This window comes from Streptomyces sp. NPDC096193, from assembly GCF_040302905.1.
Lineage (GTDB): Bacteria > Actinomycetota > Actinomycetes > Streptomycetales > Streptomycetaceae > Streptomyces.
The window spans coordinates 144,917-168,014 of record NZ_JBEOSJ010000009.1 but is presented as its reverse complement, the minus strand read 5'-3'; the positions used below and the strand labels follow the sequence as shown (position 1 = coordinate 168,014).

Sequence of the window (23,098 nt, the reverse complement as noted above, 5' to 3'; positions counted from 1 at the left end):
CAGGTCTCGCGTCACCGGGAACGGGCACGGCCGTGGCGGCGGCCGGGAGGGACGACCCGGCCGCCGCAGGTATGCGACTACTTCAACCGGCCGTGCCGGGCTGGGTCTTCGCCGTCTCCGGCAGGCTCACGGGCCCGAGCCCGGACGTCGTCCGGCGCGTCCGCGCAGTTACTGCTCCAACATCCACACCGCCGAGTTCGCCGACCGCGCGGTCCGCAGACCGCTCGTCCACTGACTGAGGGTCTTCGGCGCACATCTTGGAGAGGTGCGGCCGGGCGGACGGCGGTCCGGTCGCGGAGTCGTCCGGCCGGTGTTGAACACATCCGCGCCGCCGCCCGTACTACATCACACCTCCCCTGAGTGTCTGGGCGGGTGACGGGTCAGGAAGGGGCCCGTCACCCGCCCAGCGCGTGTGCCACGGTGTAGATCAGCAGACCGGCGAGCGCACCGACGACCGTGCCGTTGATCCGGATGAACTGCAGGTCCCGTCCGATGTGAGCCTCGATCTTGCGCGAGGTGTGCTCGGCGTCCCAGCTCGCGACAGTTTCCGAGATCAGCGAGGTGATCTCGGCGCGGTAGGTCGTCACCACGTAGACCGCGGCGTCCTCGATCCACCCCTCCAGCTTCGCCTGGAGCCGGCCGTCGGTCGCGAGGCGCGCCCCCAGGGACAGCAGCGAGGAGCGGGCCCGCAGCCGCAGTTCGCTGCGGTCGTCCTCGGCCGCCGACATGATCATGGCGCGTACGGAGGACCACGCGGACGCGATCACGTCCTGGACCTCGGAGCGGGCCAGCAGGTCCGACTTCATTCGCTCCACACGGGCGCGGGTGTCCGTGTCCGACTGGAGGTCGGCGGCGAAGTCCGTCAGGAAGCGGTCGATCGCGCCGCGGGCCGGATGGGCGGGCATGTCCCGCATCTCGGTCACGAACCGCAGCAGTTCCCGGTACACCCGCTCGCCGACCTTCCGGTCCACGAACCGCGGGGTCCAGCCCGGGGCACCGCCCTCGACGGCGTCCATCACGGAGTCCGAGTGCAGGACCAGCCAGTCGTGCGCACGGGCGCAGACGAGGTCGACGGCCCGGTGGTGGGCGCCGTCCGCCACCACCTTCTGCAGGGTCTTGCCGACGCCGGGCGCGATCTCGGCGTTGTCCGCGCGCCGGGTGATCGCCTCGCCGACGACGGCCTGGACGTCGGAGTCCCGCAGCACGGTGAGCGCGCCGCGCAGCGCGGTGGAAAGCTCGGCGGTGACGCGGTCGGCATGGGCGGGCTCGGCGAGCCAGGCGCCGAGGCGGCCGCCGATACCGAGGGCGCTGAGACGGGCGCGTACGACGTCCCCGGAGAGGAAGTTCTCGCCGACGAAGGAACCGAGCGAGGCGCCCAGCTGGTCCTTCTTGTTGGGGATGATCGCGGTGTGCGGGATGGGGATGCCCAGCGGGTGGCGGAACAGCGCGGTGACGGCGAACCAGTCGGCGAGGGCGCCGACCATGCCGGCCTCCGCCGCGGCGGCGACATAACCGGTCCAGGGGCCGGCGCCGGCGTTGCCCGCCCAGGTGGCGAGGGCGAAGACGACGGCGACGAAGACGAGCAGCCCCAGCGCGGTGAGCTTCATGCGCCGTACGCCGCGCTGCTTCTCCTCGTCGGCCTCGGTGTACGCGAATCCGGGGAGCGAGGTCCGGGTACGGGCGCCCAGGGCCGCACGGCCCGGCGCGGCCCCCGCCCCCGAGGTCGCCCCCGAGGTCGCTCCGGAGGCCCGCCCGGAGGCCGCCGCGCCGCCCGGGGAACCCGTCGCGGAGCCCTGCGAGCCCGGCCGGGCGTCCCGGGAGCCCGGCGCCGAGCCCGCGGAACCCACCGCACCGTCCGCCGAGCCCGCCGCACCGCCGGAGCCCGTCACCCCATCCGCCGAGGCCGCGGAACCCGCCACACCGTCCGCCGAACCCACCGCACCGCCGGAGCCCGTCGCCCCATCGGCCGAGCCCGCCGCACCGCCGGAACCCGCCGCCGAGCCCCGGGAGGCCTGTGCGCCCCCCGTCGCGCCGCCCGCGCCCGCCGGACGCTCCTTTCGCCCCGCGCCGCCCCCCTCCCCCGGCCCGGCAGCCCGGCCCGGCCGCCGCGCGTGGGCGTCCTCCCCACCCGCAGCCGCCGTGGCCTGCGTCTTCTCCGGATCTTCCGGTCCATCTCGGTCTGTGTGGTTCATCCGCTCCACCCGTCCGCGCGCACCCGTACGCATAGTCCCTACCCCAGGTACTCCTGGGGCGCATCACGAGTTCCCGTGCCATATCGGATGATGTGTTCATGAACATGCGTCGCGGATACGCGACTCTCGCCGGCGTCACCGCCGTCATCGTCCTCATCTGCAGCGCGATATACCTCGGAGTCGAGGCGGCCCGGGGCCGCACCGCCGTCCGCACGGCCGTCGGCTCACCCGCCGTCTGGGTCGGGACCTGGGCCGCCGCGCCCGTGCAGGCCGACCTCCAGGACTCCGCCCGCGGCGACCGGTCCGTACGCAACGTCGTACACACCAGTATCGGCGGGTCGGCCGCCCGCCTCACGCTCTCCAACCTCGCCGGACGGGAGCCGCTGCACATCGCCCGCGTCTCCCTGGCGCTGCGCGCGGGGACGACCGCCGCGGCCGTGCCCGGCACCCTGCGGCGGGTGACGTTCCGCAAGGCGGAAGCCGTCACGATCGCCCCGGGCGGGCAGTTCGTCAGCGACCCCGTCACGCTGGGGATCCCGTACGACGGCGATCTGCTGGTCAGCATCCACACGCCGGCCGGCAGGCCGGTCACCCTCCACCCGCGGGCTCGGCAGACCTCGTACCTCGCCGACGGCGACCGTACGGATGACGTCTCCGGGGACTCCTACACCGAGCAGACCTTCGCCTGGCGGCATCTGACCGCCGTCGACGTGCTGACCCAGGACGTCCGGGGCGCCGTGGTCACCATCGGGGACTCGATCACCGACGGAGTGACCTCCACGATCGACGCCAACCGCCGCTGGCCGGACAGGCTCTTCGAGAGGCTGAACGCCCACGGCACCGAGCAGTTCGCCGTGCTCAACCAGGGCATCAGCGGCAACCGGCTGCTGCTCGAAGGCCGCGGCCCCAGCGCACTCGCCCGCTTCGACCGCGATGTGCTCGCGCGGCCCGGCGTACGGACCGTGATCGTCGCGATCGGCATCAACGATCTGCTGCGCGCCTCGTACGAGCCGGACGCCGCCTCGGTCACGGCAGGGCTCACCCAGCTGGCCCGCCGGGCGCAGGCGCGCGATCTGCGTGTCCTGGGGGCGACCCTGCTGCCCTGCGCGGGGCACGAGCGTTGCACCCGCGCCGTCCAGGAGGCGCGGCAGGACATCAACGCCGCCGTCCGCAGCGGGCGGATCTTCGACGCGGTCGTGGACTTCGACCGGGCGCTGCGGGACCCGTACGCACCGGGCCGGCTGCTGCCCCGGTACGACTCGGGGGACCATCTGCACCCGAGCGACGCGGGCTTCGCGCGCATGGCGAGGGCGGTGGACCCGGCTCGGCTGTGAGGCGCCGGGCTGTACGAGTGGACGGGGGCGCGTCACGACGGTGGACGCGCCCGGCCCCCGGCCCCGGAACCCGCAGGCGCACGGCCTGAACCCGCAGGCGCACGGCCCGGAAACCCGCGGGCGCACGGCGGGAACCCGCCTCAGCCCGCGTCCCAGCTCTCAGGACGAGCCGGACCCGGCCCCCGCCGGATCCCAACTCCTGCAGGGATCAGCCCAGTTCCTTGCGGTCGCCCCCGTCGCCCTTCTTCAGCCGGCCGCTCTCTCCGCCCTTCTCCAGGCGCTCGCGCTCCGCCGCGCGTTCCGCCTTGAGCCGCTGCTTCTCGGCCTTGCGGAGCTTGCGCTCGACGCCCACGCCGCCCATCAGCGCGAAACCGGTGATCCGTACGCGAGGTGCCGTCGGGTCGGGCTCCGACTCGCCGTCGCCCTCCTCGCCGAAACCGCCCATGAAGCCGATGCCGTTGACCTCGACGTTCAGGTCGGGCGGTACGACGATGTGGACCCCGCCCATGATGGCGAAGCAGCGGATCACCGTCTCCCGGTCCTCGAACCGCGCCTCACGCAGGTCGAGTTCACCGCCGCCCATCATCGTGAAGCTGGTGAACAGCCGCGGGACCGTCCAGGTCCCCTTGCGGCTGAAGCCGCCCCAGAACGCGAACGCGCCCTTGGAGGTGCCCGGCCCGCCGATACGGTCGGCCCACCGTCCGGAGCCCGCCGCCGACACCGGAGCCGCCGTGGGGGCGCCCGTCAGCGGGAGATCGCTGACCAGGGGTACCAACTCACCGTGCGTACGCGCCTTGTAGGTGGCGTCGAGACGTTCCTCGAACTCCTCCATGTCCAGCCGACCCTCCGCCACCGCGTCTCGGAGCCGTTCGGCAATCCGTTCGCGCTCGGCGTCGGAGGCGCGCATCTCAGGGAGTTCGCTCATGCGGCCAGAATATCCAGCGCGGCGCCCGGCTCCCAGCGGTGGGGCTACAAGCCCGGGCGCTCGGCATACATGGTGGCGATCACGGCCTCGATGTCCGGCTCGCGGACCGACAGATCGACCACGGGGTACGCGGCGGCGAGCGCGGCCACCAACGGCGCGGCCGACTGGGACGCGGGGAAGGCGAGCCACTGGCGGGGCCCCTCGACCTTGACCGTACGCGCCGATTCCAGTACCACCGGGGGCAGTTCGCGCTCCAGGTCGACCACCAGCGTCCGTTCGCTCTCGCCGATCTCGTGCAGCCCGGCGAGTGCTCCGTCGTACATCAGCCGGCCGTGGTCGATGACCATCACGCGCTTGCACAGCTGCTCGATGTCGGTCAGATCGTGGGTGGTCAGCAGGACGGTGGTGCCCTGTTCGGCGTTCAGGTCGAGCAGGAACGCACGGACCTTCGCCTTGGAGATCACGTCGAGTCCGATGGTCGGCTCGTCGAGGTAGAGCACCTCGGGATCGTGCAGCAGAGCGGCGGCGATGTCGCCGCGCATGCGCTGTCCGAGCGAGAGCTGGCGTACGGGGACGTCCAGGAGGTCGGCCAGGTCGAGGAGTTCGACGCAGCGTTCGAGATTGTCCCGAAAGCGCCGGTCGGGTACGCGGTACATCCGGTGCACGAGCCGGTACGAGTCCTTCAGCGGAAGGTCCCACCACAGGGTGGTGCGCTGGCCGAAGACGACGCCGATCCGCTGGGCGAGCCGGGTGCGCTCGCGTGAGGGGTCGATGCCGGCGACCCGCAGCCGTCCGGCACTGGGAGTGAGGATGCCGGTGAGCATCTTGATGGTGGTGGACTTGCCGGCGCCGTTCGGTCCGATGTAGCCGACCATCTCGCCGCGCGACACCCGGAAGCTGATCCCGTCGACGGCCCGCACCTGGTGCTTCTCGCGACGCAGCCGACCGGCCTTGCGGCGTACGTCGAAGACCTTCTCGATGCCGTCGAGTTCGATGAAGGCCTCGGCCTCGGCGCTCACCGCGGTAGCGGCCGTCTCGGCGGTGTCGGCCGTGTCGGCGGTCACCGCGGTAGCGGCGCTCTCGGCAGTCTCCGTCCTCGCCCCGCCGCCCGTGCTCCCCACACCGCCCGTGCTCTCCGTGGTCCGCGTGCTCTCCGTGTTCTCCACAGTCAGCTCCCTGTGCTCCGGTACGAACGGAGCCCGACCCGCCACGCGAACCCCGCCAGCCGGCAGCACACGGCGGCGACCACCGGCGGCAGGAAGGCGAGCCAGTGGGGCAGGTCGAGCGGATAGGGCCGCCCCAGCACGTACAGCGCGGGCAGCCAGTTGACGAAGGCGAGGGGCACCACGAAGGTCACCCCGCGCACCAGGTCCTTGGCGAAGAGCGTCGGCGGATACTGCAGAAGGGTGTTGCCGCCGTACGTGAACGAGTTCTGCACCTCGGACGCGTCCTGCGCCCAGAACTGGAAGGCACCCCCCGCCACGAAGACCGAGGAGAAGATCGCCGCGCCGCTGAGCAGCATCATCGGCACCATCAGGACCCGCAGAGGCGTCCAGTCGACGTCCACGGTCAGCAGCCCGTAACCGAGGACCAGCAGCCCCTGGGTGATCCGGCCGAGGCGGCGCAGCGCGAACCGGTCGGCCGCGACCTGGGCGAGCACCGGCGCGGGGCGCACCAGGAGGACGTCGAGCGTGCCGTCACGCACCCGTCGGCCGAGGCGGTCCATGGAGCCCATGACGAGGTCGGCGATGCCGAAGGCGGTGCCGGTCGCCCCGTACAGCAGGGCGATCTCGCCCAGGGAGTAGCCGCCCAGCGCGTCGACGTGCGAGAACATCAGCAGAATTGTGACGAAGTCGAAGGCGGTGGCCGCGAGGTTCCCGAAGACGGTCAGCAGGAAGGACGTGCGGTAGGTCATCGTGGAGCGGATCCACATCGCGGCGATCATGCGGTAGGTCCGCAGACCGGCGGTGAGCGTCTCAACCACCCTGGACCACCACCCTGCGGGTCGCGACGGACTGGAGAGCGCGCCCCGCGCCGAGCAGCGCCACGGCCCAGCCGCACTGGAAGGCGTAGGCGCCCAGCAGTCCCCAGCCGGTGTGCTTGCCGAGGAAGATGTCGGCGGGAACCTGGAGGAGCGAGGACCAGGGCAGCGCCCGGGCGATGTCGCCGAGCGTGCCGGGGAAGAGGTTGAGCGGCAAAAGCATCCCGGAGAAGAACAGGCCCGCGAGCCAGCAGATCTGGACGACGCCGGCACCGTCCATCAGCCAGAAGGCCGACAGAGCGACCAGGAAGCGCAGGGCGAAGCTCACGACCACGCCGAGCGTCACCGAGATCAGGAAGGCGATCCAGGTCAGCGGGGACCCCGGCAGCGCCAGGTCGAAGGCGAACGCGCCGAGGACCATGGGGACGATGCCACGGCCCATCAGATGGAAGGCGGCCCGGCCCAGGTCGCCCGCGAGCCACCACAGTTGGAGGTCGGCGGGCCGGTAGAGGTCGATCGCGATGTCGCCGGTGCGAATGCGTTCCATCAGCTCGTCCTCGAAGCCGCCGCCCATCATGGCGCAGGTCATCAGCAGGGCCTGGCCGAGCCACACAAAGGTCAGCGCCTCGGAGACGTCGTATCCGCCGAGGTGGGGGCGCTGATCCCAGAGAGCCATATAGGTGTACGCCATGATGAAGCCGAAGACGGTGTTGGTGAACACTCCTGCCGCCGTCGCCACCCGGTACGTCGCATAGCGCCGGAACCCACCGACGGCAACGACCGCATACAGCCGCACGTCTCCCCCTTCGCCCGGTGCTTCACAATGCGCCACCCATCGCGCGACACCAGATCGCGGCACCAAAGCGTCACCGGAGCGCGACACCAAAGCGCCCGACCCTAGCCTGGCCGCGAGACCCGTCGCGAGCCCTTTTCCGGGCGCGGGGTCCGAAAGCTGTCCCCCGGAGAGATGCAGCGTTCTGTCGGATCCGAGGGATATGCGCGCGAAAAGGGCAGTATGGCCGTATGAGCGAGCCGCAGCACGGCTGGAACCCCAGGGACGTGACCGCCATCGGGCCGGCACCCCTCCCGGCGACGAAGAACCGCAGGCGTACCGGCTTCCGTCGGCTCCTCCCCACCTGGCGGATGCTGCTCGGCGGAATCCTTCTCGTCGCCCTGCTGCTGATCGGCGGCTTCCTCGCCGGCTATCTCCTCGTCGACATCCCGCCCGCGAACGCCGCGGCCACCTCGCAGTCCAACGTCTACCTCTACGAGGACGGCACCCAGATCGCCCGCGACGGCGAGGTCAACCGCGAGAACGTGAAACTCGCGCAGGTCCCGCTGACGGTCCAGCGGGCCGTACTGGCCGCCGAGGACCGGGACTTCTACTCCGAACGCGCCGTCGACCCGAAGGCCATGGTCCGCGCCGCCTGGAACACCGTCACCGGCAAGGGCCGGCAGTCCGGCTCCACGATCACCCAGCAGTACGTCAAGAACTATTACCTGGGCCAGGAACAGACGGTCTCGCGGAAGTGGAAGGAGTTCTTCATCGCGATCAAGCTCGGCCGCGAGCAGAGCAAGAGCGAGATCCTGGAGGGCTACCTCAACACCAGCTACTTCGGGCGCAACGCGTACGGCATCCAGGCCGCCGCCCAGGCCTACTACGGCACGGACATCGAGGAGATCGACACCGCCCGCGGCGCCTATCTCGCCTCGCTGCTCAACGCCCCGAGCGCCTACGACATCGCCACCCACCCCGAGAACCGGGCCGCAGCCCTCGGCCGCTGGAACTACACGCTGGGCGGCATGGTCAAGAAGAGGTGGCTGAGCCCGGCCGACCGCGCCGCGCTCACCTTCCCCGTCCCCGAGCGGGCCAAGCCCGCGACCGGCCTGTCCGGGCAGCGCGGCTACATCGTCCAGGCCGTCGAGGACTACCTGACCGGCAACGACATCATCGACGAGAAGACGCTCGCCGTCGGCGGCTACCGGATCACCACCACACTGGAACGCGCCAAGCAGACCGCCCTCACCGAGGCGGTCGACGACCAGGTGACGTCCAAGCTGAGCGACACCCGCAAGGCCGACCGCAACGTCCGCGTCGGCGGCGCGTCGATCGACCCCGCCTCCGGCAAGGTCGTCGCCCTGTACGGCGGAGTCGACTACACCCGCCAGTACGTCAACAACGCGACCCGCCGCGACTACCAAGTCGGCTCCACCTTCAAGCCGTTCGTCTTCACCTCGGCCGTCGAGAACGGCTCGGTCACCCAGGACGACCGCCCCATCACCCCCAACACCGTCTACGACGGCACCGACCGGCGCACGGTCCAGGGCTGGAGCGGCAAGCCGTACGCCCCCGAGAACGAGGACGGCCACTCCTACGGCCCCATCACCGTCCGCACCGCCACCGACAAGTCGGTCAACGCGGTCTACGCGCAGATGGCCATGGACGTCGGCCCGGCCAGGGTCAAACAGACCGCGATCGATCTCGGCATCCCCGCGAGCACCCCGGACCTCACCGCCTCGCCGTCCATCGCCCTCGGTCCCGCGACGGCCGGCGTGCTCGACATGACGAAGGCGTACGCCACACTCGCCAATCACGGCCGGCACGGCGCCTACACCCTGGTCCAGCGGGTCACCAAGGACGGACAGCAGGTGCGGCTGCCGAAGGAAGACGCCGCACAGGTCGTCAGCCGGGAAGCCGCCGACACGACCACCTCGATCCTGCAGAGCGTGGTCGAGGGCGGCACCGGGACGGCGGCACAGTCCGCCGGCCGCCCGGCTGCGGGCAAGACCGGGACCGCCGAGGAGGACAAGGCCGCCTGGTTCGCGGGCTACACCCCGCAACTGGCGACCGTGGTCGCGGTGATGGGCCAGGATCCCGTGACCGGCGCGCAGAAACCGCTCTACGGGGCGCTGGGACTGCCTCGGATCAACGGCGGCGGGGCGCCGGCGAAGATCTGGGGCCAGTACACCGGGGCCGCTCTGGAGGACTCCGAGATCGTGGAGTTCGACCTGCAGCTGGAGGAGGGCGCGCAGGAGGAACTGCCGCCGTCCGAGGCGGAGTCCCCCGCCGAGTCCTCACCCGCGTCGCAGTCCCCCGGGCAGACACCGTCGCCCGGCGGAAGCCCGAGCACGACACCGGGGCCGGGGATCGGCGAACCGACGGGCGCCGGGCAGACGGCGGGTCAGACAGTAGGTCAGACCGCGGGAACGCCCACCGGGGGTGACACCCGCGGCAGCACCGGCGGCGACGAAGGCACCGCGGGACGGCCCGGCGGGCAGACGGGAGGAGGCGGGACCGGCGAGGGGACCGGAGGAGCGGCGACCGGCGGAGCCGGGGACAGCCGGCCCACCGGAGCCGGCGGCGACACGGACGGTGCCGGTGGCGGCGCGGGCAGCACCCCCAGCCGACTCGTCCGGCCTCGGTGACCCGGCTGGAGGGCTGCCCGGACTCAGTGACCCGAGGTCGCCATCGGCCCGGACTCAGTGACCCGAGGTCGCCTTCAGTCCGACCACCGCGACCAGCAGCAGACAGACGAAGAAGATCCGGGCAGCGGTCACCGGCTCATTGAGCACGAACATGCCGACCACGGCGGCTCCCGCCGCGCCGATGCCGACCCACACCCCGTACGCCGTGCCGATGGGCAGCGTCCGGGCGGCGTGCGAGAGCAGCAGCATGCTGGCGACGATCCCGAGACCGGTGAACACGCTCGGCCACAGCCGGGTGAACCCATCGGTGAACTTCATCCCGATCGACCAGCCGACTTCGAGCAGACCGGCGACAACGAGCAGGACCCAGGCCATGACGGCACCTCCGAGACGCGGAACTTCAACGGGGTGCGTCGTCTTTGCCAACCCGGTACGGCGCGTCTCGTCGGGGTGTCCCCACCGTAGCAAAGGGCAGACGGAAGGGCCGGTGACCTCGGTCACCGGCCCTTCCGTCGCCACAGACCCGTGCGGCTCGGCAGAGTTACAGGTCTCGGCGGAGTTACAGGTAGAGCCCGGTGGAGTCCTCGGAGCCCTGGAAGCGGTCGGCCGCCACCGCGTGCAGGTCCCGCTCACGCATCAGCACGTACGCCACACCCCGCACCTCGACCTCGGCACGGTCCTCGGGGTCGTACAGCACCCGGTCACCCGGCTCCACGGTCCGTACGTTCTGCCCGACCGTCACCACTTCGGCCCACGCGAGGCGCCGGCCGACCGCTGCGGTCGCCGGGATGACGATGCCACCGCTGGAACGCCGCTCGCCCTCCGGGATGTCGGTCCGCACCAGTACGCGGTCGTGCAGCATCCGGATGGGCAGCTTGTCGTGCTGCTGGCTGGGCTCATGGCTGTTGGCGCTCACACCTCGAACCTACCTGCCCGGAGGCGGTTCGTACGCCCGAGGGTCACCCCCGGCGCCTGCGCGCGGACACGGCGAGGAGCCCCACCAGGCCCACGACCACCACGGCAACCGGAACGAGCCGCTCCAGGCGCGGTGCGCCGTCCTCGCGGACGAACTGCGCCCGGACATCGAACACCGTACGGTTCACCGCCACGAAGGCGCGTCCCGCGGTCCGGTCCACCGTGGAGGCAACCTTCGCCTTCGCGTCGCCGATGACCGTCTTCGGGTGCACTCGCACACCGATCTCGTCCAGCGTCTCGGCAAGCTGGTCGCGCCGGCGGACGATGTCCGCCTCGATCTGCGCAGGGGTCCTCGCGTCCGACACCGCGCTGCCTCCGTCGTCGTGTCCGGTAGTCCTTCCTCGACAGTCTGTCAGCTCGGCGGCCCCCGCACCCCACGGCACCCCCATTACGCTCGACGGCGTACATCCGCACGCCTTCCGAGGAGAACCATGAGCGAGCGACTCCAGCCCGGCGACCCCGCACCCGACTTCACCCTGCCCGACGCCGACGGCAACGAGGTCTCGCTCGCGGCGCACAAGGGCCGGAAAGTGATCGTCTACTTCTACCCGGCGGCGCTCACCCCCGGCTGCACCAAGCAGGCCTGCGACTTCACGGACAACCTGGAGCTGCTGGCGGGCGCGGGATACGAGGTCATCGGCGTGTCGCCGGACAAGCCGGAGAAGCTCGCGAAGTTCCGCGAGAAGGAGAGCCTGAAGGTCACGCTGGTGGGCGATCCCTCGAAGGAGACTCTGGAGGCCTACGGCGCCTTCGGCGAGAAGAAGCTGTACGGCAAGACCGTGACCGGGGTCATCCGCTCGACGATCGTCGTCGACGAGGAGGGCAAGGTCGAGCGGGCGCTCTACAACGTCAAGGCCACCGGCCATGTCGCAAAGATCATCAAGGATCTCGGCATCTGAGGCACCCGCTCCCGCCGGCACCGGTGTGACCGAGGTCCCCGTCACAGGGGACCTCGGTTTCGGGCGGCCCCGGTTTGCAGGCGCCACGATCGAGAAGGTGTTCTTCTGGACTTCAGCACCCAGGAGAGGAACCCGTTCATGGCGGCCACCGGCCCGGAGACACCGGTCGATCCCCAGGCGGTCAGACGCCACCGGATACTCTTCCGCACCATCGCCCAGCGGAAGAACCCCAAGCTCAGGCGTACGGACATCACCGTCACCGACGAGGCGGCGGTCAAGCGGGCCACGAAAGCGGCATCGCTCGGTAACGCCATGGAGTGGTTCGACTTCGGGATCTACAGCTATCTGGCAGTGACCCTGGGGCATGTCTTCTTCCCCTCCGAGAACGACACCGCGCAGCTGCTGTCCTCCTTCGCGACCTTCGCCGTCGCCTTCCTCGTCCGGCCGCTGGGCGGTATGTTCTTCGGCCCGATGGGCGACAGGATCGGCCGCAAGAAGGTCCTCGCGCTGACGATGATCCTCATGGCGATCGGCACGCTCGCGATCGGCCTGATCCCCTCGTACGCCTCGATCGGCGTCTGGGCCCCCGCCCTGCTGATCTTCTTCCGCCTGGTCCAGGGCTTCTCCACCGGCGGTGAGTACGGCGGCGCCTCCACGTTCATCGCGGAGTACGCGCCCGACAAGCGCCGGGGGTACTTCGGCAGCTTCCTGGAATTCGGCACGCTCGCCGGCTACGTGGGCGCGGCCGGCCTGGTGACGCTCCTGACGGCCTGGCTCGGCCCCGACACCATGGAGGCCTGGGGCTGGCGCGTCCCGTTCCTGGTCGCGGGCCCGCTCGGTCTGGTCGGTCTGTATCTGCGGCTGAAGCTGGACGAGACACCGGCGTTCAAGAAGCTGGAGGAGGAGAGCGCGCACGCGTCGGAGGCCGCGGACACGATCGAGACCTCGACGAAGGGCGACCTCGCCAAGATCTTCAGGAACTACTGGCCGACGCTGATCCTGTGCATCGCGCTGGTCGGCGCGTACAACGTCACGGACTACATGCTTCTGTCGTACATGCCGACGTATCTGTCGGACGAACTCGGCTACAGCGAGACCCACGGTCTGCTGATCCTGCTGGGCGTGATGGTCCTGCTGATGCTGCTGATCAACCAGGTGGGCAGGCTGAGCGACCGCGTCGGCCGGAAGCCGCTGCTGATGGCGGGCATGCTCGGCTTCCTCGTCCTCTCGCTCCCCGCGTTCCTGCTGATCCGCCAGGGCAGCATCCCGGCGATCGTCGCGGGCATGCTGATGCTGGGCCTGTCACTGCTCTGCCTGCTCGGCACGATGTCCGCGGCCCTCCCCGCGCTGTTCCCCACTCCGGTCCGCTACGGCTCCCTGTCGGTCGGCTACAACCTGTCGGCGTCCCTCTTCGGCGGTACGACCCCGCTGGTGATCACGGCGCTGATCAGTGTCACGGGCAGCAATCTGATGCCGGCGTACTACTCGATGGCGGCGGCGCTGGTGGGTGTGATCGCGGTGGCGTGCATGAAGGAGACGGCGCAGAAGCCCCTGGACGGCTCACCTCCGGCGGTGGGCACGAAGGAGGAGGCGGCGGAACTGGTCCACGCGCAGGCGACGGAACCGAAGTTCTGACCTGCTGACGGGGACGACACGGCCGGGGAAGGGCCCGCACCGGACGAACGGGGTGCGGGCCTTCTGCGTGCCCGTCGCTCGCCCGCGACCGGGTGTGACTGTCCGGCGGGCGGTTCGTTGGTTCAGTGCGAGGGGCGAACGGGCGGCCGGACCGGGGAGGGGCGATGGCAGCGAGGTATACGCGGGAACCGCTCGCCGAGGCGGTCGCCGTGACACACGGCTGGGCGTCGCTGATACGGCATCTGGGGCTCAAGGAGAGCGGCGGTCAGCGGCGGGTCCTTCAGGAAAAGGTCGCGGAACTGGGCCTGGACATCAGCCACTTCAGGCGGCGCAGCCCCTGGCGCAAGTACCCGGACGAAGCGATAGCCGCGGCGGTGGCGTCGTCGGGCACGCTGCGTGAGGTGGTCCGCAAGCTCGGCATCACTCCCGCCCCCGGCGCGATGACGCACATCGGACGGCGTATCGGCGCCGCCGGGATCGACATCAGTCACTTCAAGGGCGTGGGCCGCCGGCCGGTGGACCTGCCCTGCACGTTCGACGAAGTGGCCGTCGCGGCCCGCGGCAGCGTAAGCATCCGCGACCTGATCCGGGAGCTGGGCCTACCGGACGACCGCCGGACCCGCACGGCACTGGGGCGCGTGCTCAGGGAAGGGGGCATCGACACCGGCCACTTCCGCCATGCCCGCGTCGTCGTCCCGGACGAGGCGCTGCGGACGGCTGTGCCGGAAGCGACCGGCTATGCCGAGGTGATGCGCCTGTTGGGGCTGCCTGTGAACGCCGCGAACCATCGCCGGATACGGCGCTCGGTCGCCCGACTCGGGCTCGACACGTCCCACTTCGTACGGCGTCCTCGGGCTTCGGCACGTCCGGCGGAGCCGCGCCGTGTGGCGCCCGACGTGCTGCGTGTCGGTGCGGCCGGTTCCGCGCGGGTGACCAGGGACCGGCTGCACCGGGCGCTGCAGGAGATCGGTGTCCCCTACCGATGTGCGTCGTGCGGCAACCCGGGCGAGTGGCTCGGGCGGCCGGTCACCCTCCAGATCGATCACATCAGCGGGGACTGGCTGGACAACCGTGCCGCGAATCTCCGCTACCTCTGCCCGAACTGCCACGCCCAGACCGACACATGGTGCCGCGGCCGCGGGAAGAAACGCCCGGTCCGCGCCTGAATCTCGGTGTCCCGTGAAGCCGTCGGCCGGTTACCATGGCTGGCGGCTCGCGGCGGTGGCGCAGTGGTGACGCAGCAGACTTAGGATCTGTGGCCCGTGAAACGGCTTGAGGGTTCGAATCCCTTCCGCCGCACCCGTGAACGGCCTGTGAATCACGAAGATTCACAGGCCGTTTCTGTGTCCGGTCTGTTCGGCGGCGGGGCGGTCAGCCCAGCAGCTCCCGCACCACCGGCACCAGTGCCCGGAACGCCTTGCCCCGGTGGCTGATCGCGTTCTTCTCGGCCGGGGTCAGTTCCGCGCACGTGCGCGTCTCGCCCTCCGGCTGGAGGATCGGGTCGTAGCCGAAGCCGCCCGTGCCCTGCGGGGTGTAGCGCAGCGTGCCGCGCAGTTGGCCCTCGACCACCCGTTCCCTGCCGTCGGGCAGGGCGAGCGCCGCCGCGCAGGCGAAGTGGGCGCCCCGGTGCGCGGGGGCGATGTCGGAGAGCTGGGCCAGGAGCAGGCGGAGGTTGGCGGCGTCGTCGCCGTGGGTGCCCGCCCAGCGGGCGGAGAGGATGCCGGGGGCGCCGCCGAGGACGTCGACGCAGAGGCCCGAGTCGTCGGCTACCGCCGGCAGGCCGGTGGCCCGCGCCAGTGCATGGGCCTTGAGCAGGGCGTTCTCGGCGAAGGTGATGCCGGTTTCCCTGACGTCCGGGATGTCGGGGTACGCATCCGCGCCGACGAGGTCGTGTGGCAGGCCCGCGTCGGCGAGGATGGCCCTGAGTTCGGTGATCTTCCCGGCGTTGCGGGTGGCGAGGATGAGACGGGTCATGCCCCCGATTATCCGGGCGTGCAGACCTTGCCGATCTCGGCGGCCGCGTCGGTGACCGGTGTGATGTCCGGAGTGGCGTCGCCGCCCTCGATCGCCTTGCGGACGTTGCCGACCCCGGTGCCGAGGTCGTCGACGGCCTTGCTCAGGTCGGCGTTGTCCGTCTTGTCGCCGAGGCTGTCGAGTTCCCTGTCGATGTCGTCGAGTGCCTCACGCGCCTGGGTGGGGTCGTCGGCGGCGGTGGAGACGGCCTGCTGGAGCTTGTCCACGCTGGTGGCGATGGCGTCGGCCGTCTCGACGCAGTCGAGGGCCTTGTCGAGTGCGCTGCAGCCGACGGTGATCGGTATGACCAGTGCGGCGGTGGCGAATGTGAGTGCGATGCGGCGGCGCGCAAGCATGGAACGGTCCCTCCCCGGATACGGCCGGGCGCACGGTTCGGCCCGTGCGCCCGTGACTTCAACGACGCCCGGGAGGGCGTCCTTGGTTGCTTCTTTACTCTGCTTTACCCAGCGGTCCGGTCGAGCGCCGTGCGCTGGAGCGCGGCGAGGTCGGCGCAGCCGCCGGTGGCGAGGTCGAGCAGGGCGTTGAGTTCCTTGCGGTCGAACGGTTCGGCCTCGGCGGTGCCCTGCACCTCGACGAAGCGGCCGTCGCCGGTGCAGACCACGTTCATGTCGGTCTCGGCGCGCACGTCCTCCTCGTAGCAGAGGTCGAGGAGCGGGGTGCCGTCCACGATGCCGACGCTGACGGCGGCGACGGTTCCGGTGAGCGGCTGCCGGCCGGCCTTGACCAGCTTCTTGCCCTGGGCCCAGGTGACGGCGTCGGCGAGGGCGACGTACGCCCCGGTGATCGCCGCGGTGCGGGTGCCGCCGTCGGCCTGGAGGACGTCGCAGTCGAGGACGATGGTGTTCTCGCCGAGGGCCTTGTAGTCGATGACGGCGCGCAGCGAGCGGCCGATGAGCCGGCTGATCTCGTGGGTGCGGCCGCCGATCTTGCCGCGTACGGATTCGCGGTCGCCGCGGGTGTTGGTGGAGCGCGGCAGCATCGAGTACTCGGCGGTGACCCAGCCTTCGCCGCTGCCCTTGCGCCAGCGGGGCACGCCTTCGGTGACGGAGGCGGTGCAGAAGACCTTGGTGTCGCCGAAGGAGACGAGGACGGAGCCCTCGGCGTGCTTGCTCCAGCCACGCTCGATGGTGACCGGGCGGAGCTGTTCGGGGGTGCGGCCGTCGATTCGAGACATGCCACTGAGCCTATCGGTCGCGCGGGAGGGCCCCGTTCCGGGCGGAACGGGGCCCTCTGCGTGCGGTGCCGACCGGGGTCAGCGGGTCACATCATGTCTTCGATGTCGGCGGCGATGGGGTCGGCGTCGGTGCCGATGACGACCTGGATCGCGGTGCCCATCTTGACGACACCGTGTGCGCCGGCGGCCTTGAGCGCGACCTCGTCGACCTTGGCCGGGTCGATGACCTCGGTGCGGAGTCGGGTGATGCAGCCCTCGATCTCCTCGATGTTCTCGATCCCGCCGAGCCCGGCGACGATCTTCTCAGCCTTGCTGGCCATGTTTTCTCCCTGCGTTCGAAGAGCGCCCGCACAGGCGCTCAGCGCTGCCCCGGCCCGCCATCGGTCCGTTTCGTCACGGTAACGCACGGTTGGCCCATCTTCACGGGCGGGTAACCGTGACGTACCGAAGGATGACGATCACCGGCGCCCTGTCCCGAGACCGGGCGCCGGGTCGTACGCGACTGGTCTACACCAGTCTGCAACACCTGCCAAATACAGCATGTTCCAGGAGGACGCCGATGAGCACCGGGAGTGCGGCAGCACCTCAGCGCAACTGGTGGAACGGACTGTTCCAGGGCCTCCAGAAGGTCGGCCGGAGCCTCCAGCTCCCGGTGGCCGTGCTGCCCGCGGCCGGCCTGCTCGTCAGTCTCGGCAACCTCTTCGGCGCCTACCTGCACGGCGACTTCTGGGTGAAGACGGCCAAGGTGCTCACCCTCGGCGGCACCGCGATCCTGGACGGCGCCTTCGGCCTGCCGCTGTTGTTCTGCATCGGTGTGGCCATCGGCTTCGCGAAGAAGGCCGACGGCTCGACGGCGCTGGCCGCGGTCGCCGGGTTCCTCGTCTACTTCGGTGTCCTGAAGGCGTTCCCGATCGAGGGCTCGGTCACCGAGCTGCTCCCGGACGGCAGGCCGCAGAACCCCGGCGTCCTCGGCGGCATCCTGATCGGTCTGCTGACCGCGGTGATCTGGCAGCGCTATCACCGCAAGAAACTCGTCGACTGGCTCGGGTTCTTCAACGGCCGCCGGCTCGTGCCGATCATCATGGCCTTCATCTGCTGCATCCTGGGCGTGCTGTTCGGTCTGCTGTGGGAGCCCGTCGGTGACGCGCTCACGGCGTTCGCGAAACAGCTGATCGACCTCGGCGCCTGGGGCGCCGGCATCTTCGGTGTCGCCAACCGGCTGCTGATCCCGATCGGCATGCACCAGTTCCTGAACACGTTCTTCTGGTTCCAGGCCGGTGAGTTCACCAAGCCGGACGGCACGGTGGTGCAGGGCGACCTGACGCGCTTCTTCGCCGAGGACCCGTCGGCGGGCCAGTTCATGTCGGGCTTCTTCCCGATCATGATGTTCGGTCTGCCGGCCGCGGCGCTCGCGATGACCCACTGCGCCAAGCCGGAGCACCGCAAACGGGTGGCGGGCCTGATGTTCTCGGTCGGACTCACCTCGTTCGTCACGGGCGTGACCGAGCCGATCGAGTTCTCCTTCATGTTCGCCGCGCCACTGCTCTACGGCCTGCACGCGCTGCTGACCGGTGCGTCCATGGCGATCACCTGGGCGCTCGGGGTGCATGCCGGCTTCAGCTTCTCGGCGGGTCTGATCGACTACATCGTCAACTGGCATCTGGACACGAAACCCTGGCTCATCCTGCCGATCGGCGCCTGCTTCGCGGTCGTCTACTACGTCGTCTTCCGGGTGGTGATCACGGTCTTCAACATCCCGACTCCGGGACGTGAGCCGGAGGAGCTCCAAGAGGAGATGGAGCAGGAGACGACCAAGTAGCTCGGCCGGAGGGCGCGAGCCCTGGCGGGAATTGACACAGAAGGCCCCTGGACCACCCGGTCCGGGGGCCTTTGCCGTGAGTTCCCGCGGTATGAACCTGGCCACAGAATTCGCAGGTTCCTTATCTATCCTTCACGTGCTACAACAGGTCTACACCACTCAGTGGTGTAGACCACGCGGCGGTCGCCGCGTCCCCTCGAGACGCCGTCCATCCCCGTTTTTCATGCCCGGCGGCGCCTTGCTCTCCTGGAGGAAGTTGATGTCCACGGCTAGCGCCGCCCCCGAGGCGGACAAGAAGAAACTGGGCGCCGGCGCGATGGCGGTCATGCAGCGCATCGGCCGCAGCCTTATGCTACCGGTCGCGGTCCTGCCCGCGGCGGCGCTCCTGGTCCGGTTCGGCCAGCCCGACATGCTCGGCAGGGAGTCCTTCCCGACCTTCATCACCAAGATCGCCGGCTATATGTCGGCCGGCGGTGGCGCCCTGCTCGACAACATGCCGCTGCTCTTCGCCGTCGGCATCGCGATCGGTTTCGCCAAGAAGTCGGACGGCTCCACGGCGCTGGCCGCCGTCGTCGGTTACCTCGTCTTCAAGAACGTGCTGGCCACGTTCACCGACCCGAACCTCGACAAGGTCGCGAAGGTCGTCGAGGGCAAGATAGTCATGACCGAGGCTCCCGTGGACGCCAAGGTTCTCGGCGGCGTGGTCATGGGCATCGTTGTCGCGCTGCTCTACCAGCGCTTCTACCGCACCAAGCTGCCCGACTGGGCGGGCTTCTTCGGCGGCCGCCGCCTCGTCCCGATCCTGTCCGCCTTCGCGGGTCTCGTCGTCGGCATCCTCTTCGGTCTCATCTGGCCGGTCCTCGGCACCGGTCTGCACAACTTCGGTGAGTGGCTGGTCGGTTCGGGCGCGGTCGGCGCGGGCATCTTCGGTGTCGCCAACCGTGCGCTGATCCCGATCGGCATGCACCACCTGCTCAATTCCTTCCCGTGGTTCCAGGCCGGTACGTACGAGGGCAAGAGCGGTGACATCGCGCGCTTCCTCGCCGGCGACCCGAGCGCCGGACAGTTCATGACCGGCTTCTTCCCGATCATGATGTTCGCCCTCCCGGCGGCCTGTCTCGCGATCGTGCACTGTGCCCGCCCGGAGCGGCGCAAGGTCGTCGGCGGCATGATGTTCTCGCTCGCGCTCACCTCGTTCGTCACCGGTGTCACCGAGCCGATCGAGTTCACCTTCATGTTCATCGCCCCGGTGCTGTACGCACTCCACGCGGTGCTCACCGGCGTCTCCATGGCGCTGACCTGGGCGCTCGGCATGAAGGACGGTTTCGGCTTCTCGGCCGGCGCGGTCGACTTCTTCCTGAACCTCGGCATCGCGTCCAACCCGTGGGGTCTGGCCCTGGTGGGCCTCGTCTTCGCGGCGGTCTACTACGTGCTCTTCCGCTTCGCGATCACCAAGTTCAATCTGCCGACGCCGGGCCGTGAGTCCGACGAGGAGCTGGCCGAACTCCAGAAGGCCGAGGCGAAGTAGCCCGCATGTGCCGGCCCGTCACGCGCCGGCACCTCACGCGCGAACAGCGGGTCTGACACGGCGGAGCCCGTGCCCTCCAGGAGAGGGCACGGGCTCCGCCGCGCCCGCCTCAACCCGCCGCCGGCGCCGGTACGCACAGCACCGGGACCGACGACAGGTGCAGCAGCTTGTGCGGTGTCGAGCCGAGCAGCGCGCCGCGCATGGGGCTCTCGGCGTAGGTGCCGACCACGATCACCCGCGCCTCGTGCCTCGCCGCCGCCTCCAGCAGCGCCTGGGAGGGTTTGGCGTCGATGATCTCGACGGTGGTGGGCACTCCGGCCTCGTCCGCCGCCTCCACCGCGTGCGCGAGCGCCGTACGGCCCAGTTCCCGCAGCGCGTCCCGGTGGGCCCGGTACTCGTCCCCCATGTGGCCCGGCACCGCGGCGCCGTAGACCAGGACGAGGGATTCACCGAACGCCGCCGACACCTCGATCGCCACGTTCAGCGCGCGGACCGCGCCCGGCGACTCGTCGTAGCCCAGGACGACAGACATGTCACGACTCCTTGCCTGCGCGCACCACGGCCGGGTCCGCCACGCCGGGCCGCTCGCGCCAGAACTCCGCGGACGTCAGACGTCGCGCGACCATGATGAGCAGGCCGACGAGCACGATGCCGATGCCGATGACCAGCGGCGGGCCCAGCCCGAACCAGGAGACGCCGCTGTAGGAGTTCGCCGGGTCGGCCATGTCGCCGATCGACTCCACGAGCAGCCAGGTCAGCAGGGCGGCACCGACCAGCGGGCCCACGCCGATGAGGAAGAAGTTGCGGACGCTCTCGGTGAGGTGGCGGCGGTAGTAGACGGCGCAGGCCACTCCGGTCAGGGCGTAGTAGAACGCGATGAGCAGCGACAGCGCCGTGAGCGAGTCGAAGAGTGCGTTCTCGCTGATCAGGTTGACGACGACGTACCAGAGGGCGGCCACGACGGCGACGGCCCAGGTGGCCACGTGCGGGGTGCGGAAGCGCGGGTGGATACGCGCGAACACGGACGGCAGCGCATGCCTGCGGGCCATCGACAGGGCCGTGCGGGACGAGGGGATGATCGTCGTCTGCGTGGAGGCGAGGGCGGAGGTGGCGACCGCCAGGAGCACGATCCAGTCCCAGCCGCCCATGACCTCGCCGGCGAGCAGGCCGAAGATGAACTCCTCCTCGCCGGCGTTCTCGGCGAGGAAGGCCGGGCCCGCGTAGGCCACGACCGCGATGCCGACGGACAGGTACGACACCAGCAGCACGATCGTCGACCAGATGCCCGCCCGGCCCGGGGCGCTGGCGGAGTCCTCGACCTCTTCGGTGAGGTTGACCGCCGACTCCCAGCCCCAGTACATGAAGACGCCCAGCAGCAGACCGCCGGTCAGCGCGGCGCCGCCCGCCCCGAAGGGATCGAGCCAGGAGAATTTCGGTTCGATGGAGGGCAGGGAGGGGGTGCCGGCGTAGACGCGGTAGATGGCGACGATCGCGAAGACGAGCAGACAGGCGATCTGGGCGAGGATCAGGACGTTCTGCACACGCGCGGACGCCTCGGTGCCGATGACGCAGACGGCCGTCATCACGAGGATCAGCAGCACGGTGAGCAGTTGGCGTACGACGTCGTTCTCCGCCCAGCTGTCGAGTCCGACGGCGAGCAGTCCGAAGCCGATGGCGACGTCGGCGAGCGATCCGACGACCAGCACGCCGGTCATCATGATCGCCCAGCCACCGATCCAGCCTGCCCACGGGCCCATGGCGCGGGTGACCCAGGAGAAGGTGGTGCCGCAGTCCTGGTCGACCTTGTTGAGATAGAAGAATGCCGATGCGATCAGCAGCATCGGCACGAAGGACGCGAGGATCACGCCGGGGGCGTAGATGCCCACGAGGGCCACCACGGGCCCGATGACGGCCGCGAGCGAGTAAGCCGGCGAGGTGGAGTTGATTCCGATGACGAGCGCGTCGACGAAGCCGATCGCGTTGTGCTTCAGGTCAGCTTCCGGGCTGGGCTGCGGGCGTCTGTCCGCGACGTCATCGGCCATGTTTCCTCACAGATCAGGCGATGTGTCCGGTCATAGGCGATTTTAAGGCGTAGGCCCAGGATCGACCTGTCGGCCGGATCTCGTGCACGCCGGAACGTCCACGAGACAGCTCCCTACAGGTGGTAGACGGCGCCGGGCACCGCGATCTCGCTCGGGCCGCTGAAGACCGCGCGAGCGTCGGCCAGATTCCGCTCGCCGTCCGTCCACGGAGGAATGTGCGTCAGGACCAGCCGGCCCACGTTCGCCCGCTGCGCGTGCGCGCCCGCCTCACGGCCGTTGAGATGGAGGTCGGGGACGTCCTCCTTGCCATGCGTGAAGGAGGCCTCGCACAGGAACAGGTCCACGCCGTCGGCGAGTTGGTGCAGCGGCTCGCAGACTCCGGTGTCGCCGGAGTACGCCAGCGTCTTGCCCTCGTGCTCCAGCCGGACGCCGTACGCCTCGACCGGATGGGCCACGCGTTCCGTACGGACGGAGAACGGTCCCAGCTCGAAGGTGCCCGCCTTGAGCGTGTGGAAGTGGAAGACCTCACTCATCGAGGAGGTCGACGGGGTGTCGGCGTAGGCGGTGGTCAGACGCTGCTCGGTGCCTTCGGGGCCGTAGACGGGGATGGCCTCGCAGCGACCGCCCTCGTGCCGGTAGTACCGGGCCACGAAGTACCCGCACATGTCGATGCAGTGGTCGGCGTGGAGGTGGCTGAGGAAGATGGCATCGAGGTCGTACAGACCGATGTGGCGCTGCAACTCGCCGAGGGCGCCGTTGCCCATGTCGAGGAGCAGCCGGAAGCCGTCGGCCTCTACGAGGTAGCTCGAGCAGGCCGATTCCGCGGACGGGAACGACCCCGAGCAGCCGACGACGGTGAGCTTCATGGAGCTTGAACCTCCGTTGACGAGGAGGGCTGGGGGGCGGGTCGTGCGGTCTGTCGAGCGTAAGGCGCAAAAGGGCGGGTCGCTCCTCCAGAGAGGGGGGTTGTGGGGGAACTCACCTGCGCTGTCACCGGTTCGGGGGTGCGGGGCCCTGTGGCTGGGGTGGGCCGGGGGCGTTGGTGGTACCGGCCGGTGACCACACGGCACGGACGGACCGCCGGGTGCGGCACCATGTGGCCGGGGTGGACCGGGGGCGTTGGTGGTACCAGCC

The 23,098-nt window shown here is 70.1% G+C and carries 22 protein-coding genes, 1 tRNA gene and 1 riboswitch; of the genes, 8 read left to right on the top strand and 15 right to left on the bottom strand.

Translation table 11 applies throughout. The features are described from left to right. Nucleotides 1-395: 395 nt before the first annotated feature. A complete protein-coding gene (locus tag ABTX78_RS16135; RefSeq protein WP_502993882.1) occupies nt 396-1,889 on the bottom strand; it encodes a DUF445 domain-containing protein in 1,494 nt (497 codons plus the stop codon). 401 nt (nt 1,890-2,290) lie between these two features. Here ABTX78_RS16135 and ABTX78_RS16130 point away from each other — a divergent pair, with 401 nt between their 5' ends. Then, a complete protein-coding gene (locus ABTX78_RS16130; protein WP_352207417.1) occupies nt 2,291-3,526 on the top strand; it encodes a GDSL-type esterase/lipase family protein in 1,236 nt (411 codons plus the stop codon). Between the two features lie 208 nt (nt 3,527-3,734). Here ABTX78_RS16130 and ABTX78_RS16125 read toward each other — a convergent pair whose 3' ends face one another. The 4 genes from ABTX78_RS16125 to ABTX78_RS16110 form a co-directional block, all read right to left on the bottom strand. Beyond that, entirely contained in the window at nt 3,735-4,433 is a 699-nt protein-coding gene (locus tag ABTX78_RS16125; protein WP_352207483.1) for a DUF1707 SHOCT-like domain-containing protein, read from the bottom strand. A 62-nt stretch (nt 4,434-4,495) separates the two neighbouring features. Continuing rightward, complete coding sequence (locus ABTX78_RS16120) at nt 4,496-5,470, bottom strand: ABC transporter ATP-binding protein (RefSeq protein WP_352207482.1); 975 nt, start codon at nt 5,468-5,470, stop codon at nt 4,496-4,498. A 149-nt stretch (nt 5,471-5,619) separates the two neighbouring features. Further along, on the bottom strand, nt 5,620-6,396 hold the full coding sequence (locus tag ABTX78_RS16115; protein WP_365938220.1) for an ABC transporter permease: 777 nt from the start codon (nt 6,394-6,396) through the stop codon (nt 5,620-5,622). 31 nt (nt 6,397-6,427) lie between these two features. Beyond that, nucleotides 6,428-7,228, bottom strand: coding sequence for an ABC transporter permease (locus ABTX78_RS16110; protein WP_352207415.1), 801 nt, complete (start codon nt 7,226-7,228; stop codon nt 6,428-6,430). A 227-nt stretch (nt 7,229-7,455) separates the two neighbouring features. Between ABTX78_RS16110 and ABTX78_RS16105 the strand changes: the two genes are divergently transcribed. Then, nucleotides 7,456-9,858, top strand: coding sequence for a transglycosylase domain-containing protein (locus tag ABTX78_RS16105; protein WP_352207414.1), 2,403 nt, complete (start codon nt 7,456-7,458; stop codon nt 9,856-9,858). Between the two features lie 54 nt (nt 9,859-9,912). On the opposite strand, the gene ABTX78_RS16100 is transcribed toward ABTX78_RS16105, so the two are convergent. From ABTX78_RS16100 to ABTX78_RS16090, 3 genes are all read right to left on the bottom strand, one after another. After that, nucleotides 9,913-10,233, bottom strand: a complete 321-nt coding sequence (locus tag ABTX78_RS16100; protein ID WP_352207413.1) for a DMT family transporter — start codon at nt 10,231-10,233, stop codon at nt 9,913-9,915. 32 nt (nt 10,234-10,265) lie between these two features. After that, nucleotides 10,266-10,336, bottom strand: a riboswitch (guanidine-III (ykkC-III) riboswitch). An 81-nt stretch (nt 10,337-10,417) separates the two neighbouring features. Further along, entirely contained in the window at nt 10,418-10,774 is a 357-nt protein-coding gene (locus tag ABTX78_RS16095) for a GroES family chaperonin (protein ID WP_313946124.1), read from the bottom strand. Nucleotides 10,775-10,817: 43 nt separating this feature from the next. Further along, complete coding sequence (locus ABTX78_RS16090; RefSeq protein WP_352207412.1) at nt 10,818-11,138, bottom strand: DUF3618 domain-containing protein; 321 nt, start codon at nt 11,136-11,138, stop codon at nt 10,818-10,820. 126 nt (nt 11,139-11,264) lie between these two features. On the opposite strand from ABTX78_RS16090, the gene bcp reads away from it, so the two are divergent. The 4 genes from bcp to ABTX78_RS16070 all read left to right on the top strand — a co-directional run bounded on the left by bcp (nt 11,265) and on the right by ABTX78_RS16070 (nt 14,666). Continuing rightward, the gene (bcp, locus tag ABTX78_RS16085) at nt 11,265-11,732 is read left to right on the top strand and encodes a thioredoxin-dependent thiol peroxidase (RefSeq protein ID WP_352207411.1); all 468 of its coding nucleotides are present in this window, start codon (nt 11,265-11,267) and stop codon (nt 11,730-11,732) included. Between the two features lie 138 nt (nt 11,733-11,870). After that, complete coding sequence (gene proP, locus ABTX78_RS16080) at nt 11,871-13,367, top strand: glycine betaine/L-proline transporter ProP (protein ID WP_352207410.1); 1,497 nt, start codon at nt 11,871-11,873, stop codon at nt 13,365-13,367. 164 nt (nt 13,368-13,531) lie between these two features. Continuing rightward, nucleotides 13,532-14,533 carry an HNH endonuclease signature motif containing protein gene (locus ABTX78_RS16075; RefSeq protein WP_352207409.1) on the top strand — a complete coding sequence of 334 codons (1,002 nt, stop codon included), beginning with the start codon at nt 13,532-13,534 and terminating at the stop codon, nt 14,531-14,533. A gap of 49 nt (nt 14,534-14,582) precedes the next feature. Further along, nucleotides 14,583-14,666: transfer RNA gene (locus tag ABTX78_RS16070), tRNA-Leu, on the top strand. A gap of 72 nt (nt 14,667-14,738) precedes the next feature. On the opposite strand, the gene rdgB is transcribed toward ABTX78_RS16070, so the two are convergent. The 4 genes from rdgB to ABTX78_RS16050 all read right to left on the bottom strand — a co-directional run bounded on the left by rdgB (nt 14,739) and on the right by ABTX78_RS16050 (nt 16,937). Further along, on the bottom strand, nt 14,739-15,341 hold the full coding sequence (gene rdgB / locus ABTX78_RS16065) for an RdgB/HAM1 family non-canonical purine NTP pyrophosphatase (RefSeq protein ID WP_352207408.1): 603 nt from the start codon (nt 15,339-15,341) through the stop codon (nt 14,739-14,741). Between the two features lie 8 nt (nt 15,342-15,349). Continuing rightward, nucleotides 15,350-15,736, bottom strand: coding sequence for a DUF8711 family protein (locus ABTX78_RS16060; RefSeq protein WP_352207407.1), 387 nt, complete (start codon nt 15,734-15,736; stop codon nt 15,350-15,352). A gap of 104 nt (nt 15,737-15,840) precedes the next feature. Then, the gene (gene rph / locus ABTX78_RS16055; RefSeq protein ID WP_313946117.1) at nt 15,841-16,575 is read right to left on the bottom strand and encodes a ribonuclease PH; all 735 of its coding nucleotides are present in this window, start codon (nt 16,573-16,575) and stop codon (nt 15,841-15,843) included. Nucleotides 16,576-16,661: 86 nt separating this feature from the next. Next, nucleotides 16,662-16,937, bottom strand: a complete 276-nt coding sequence (locus ABTX78_RS16050) for a PTS sugar transporter subunit IIB (protein WP_352207481.1) — start codon at nt 16,935-16,937, stop codon at nt 16,662-16,664. Nucleotides 16,938-17,134: 197 nt separating this feature from the next. On the opposite strand from ABTX78_RS16050, the gene ABTX78_RS16045 reads away from it, so the two are divergent. Both ABTX78_RS16045 and ABTX78_RS16040 read left to right on the top strand, forming a co-directional pair. Then, a complete protein-coding gene (locus tag ABTX78_RS16045) occupies nt 17,135-18,394 on the top strand; it encodes a PTS transporter subunit EIIC (RefSeq protein WP_352207406.1) in 1,260 nt (419 codons plus the stop codon). 259 nt (nt 18,395-18,653) lie between these two features. Further along, entirely contained in the window at nt 18,654-19,922 is a 1,269-nt protein-coding gene (locus tag ABTX78_RS16040) for a PTS transporter subunit EIIC (protein ID WP_352207405.1), read from the top strand. 109 nt (nt 19,923-20,031) lie between these two features. Here ABTX78_RS16040 and ABTX78_RS16035 read toward each other — a convergent pair whose 3' ends face one another. The 3 genes from ABTX78_RS16035 to ABTX78_RS16025 all read right to left on the bottom strand — a co-directional run bounded on the left by ABTX78_RS16035 (nt 20,032) and on the right by ABTX78_RS16025 (nt 22,830). Next, on the bottom strand, nt 20,032-20,454 hold the full coding sequence (locus tag ABTX78_RS16035; protein WP_352207404.1) for a universal stress protein: 423 nt from the start codon (nt 20,452-20,454) through the stop codon (nt 20,032-20,034). Nucleotide 20,455: 1 nt separating this feature from the next. After that, complete coding sequence (locus ABTX78_RS16030; protein WP_352207403.1) at nt 20,456-21,964, bottom strand: APC family permease; 1,509 nt, start codon at nt 21,962-21,964, stop codon at nt 20,456-20,458. Nucleotides 21,965-22,077: 113 nt separating this feature from the next. Then, nucleotides 22,078-22,830 carry an MBL fold metallo-hydrolase gene (locus tag ABTX78_RS16025; RefSeq protein WP_352207402.1) on the bottom strand — a complete coding sequence of 251 codons (753 nt, stop codon included), beginning with the start codon at nt 22,828-22,830 and terminating at the stop codon, nt 22,078-22,080. Nucleotides 22,831-23,098: the final 268 nt, after the last annotated feature.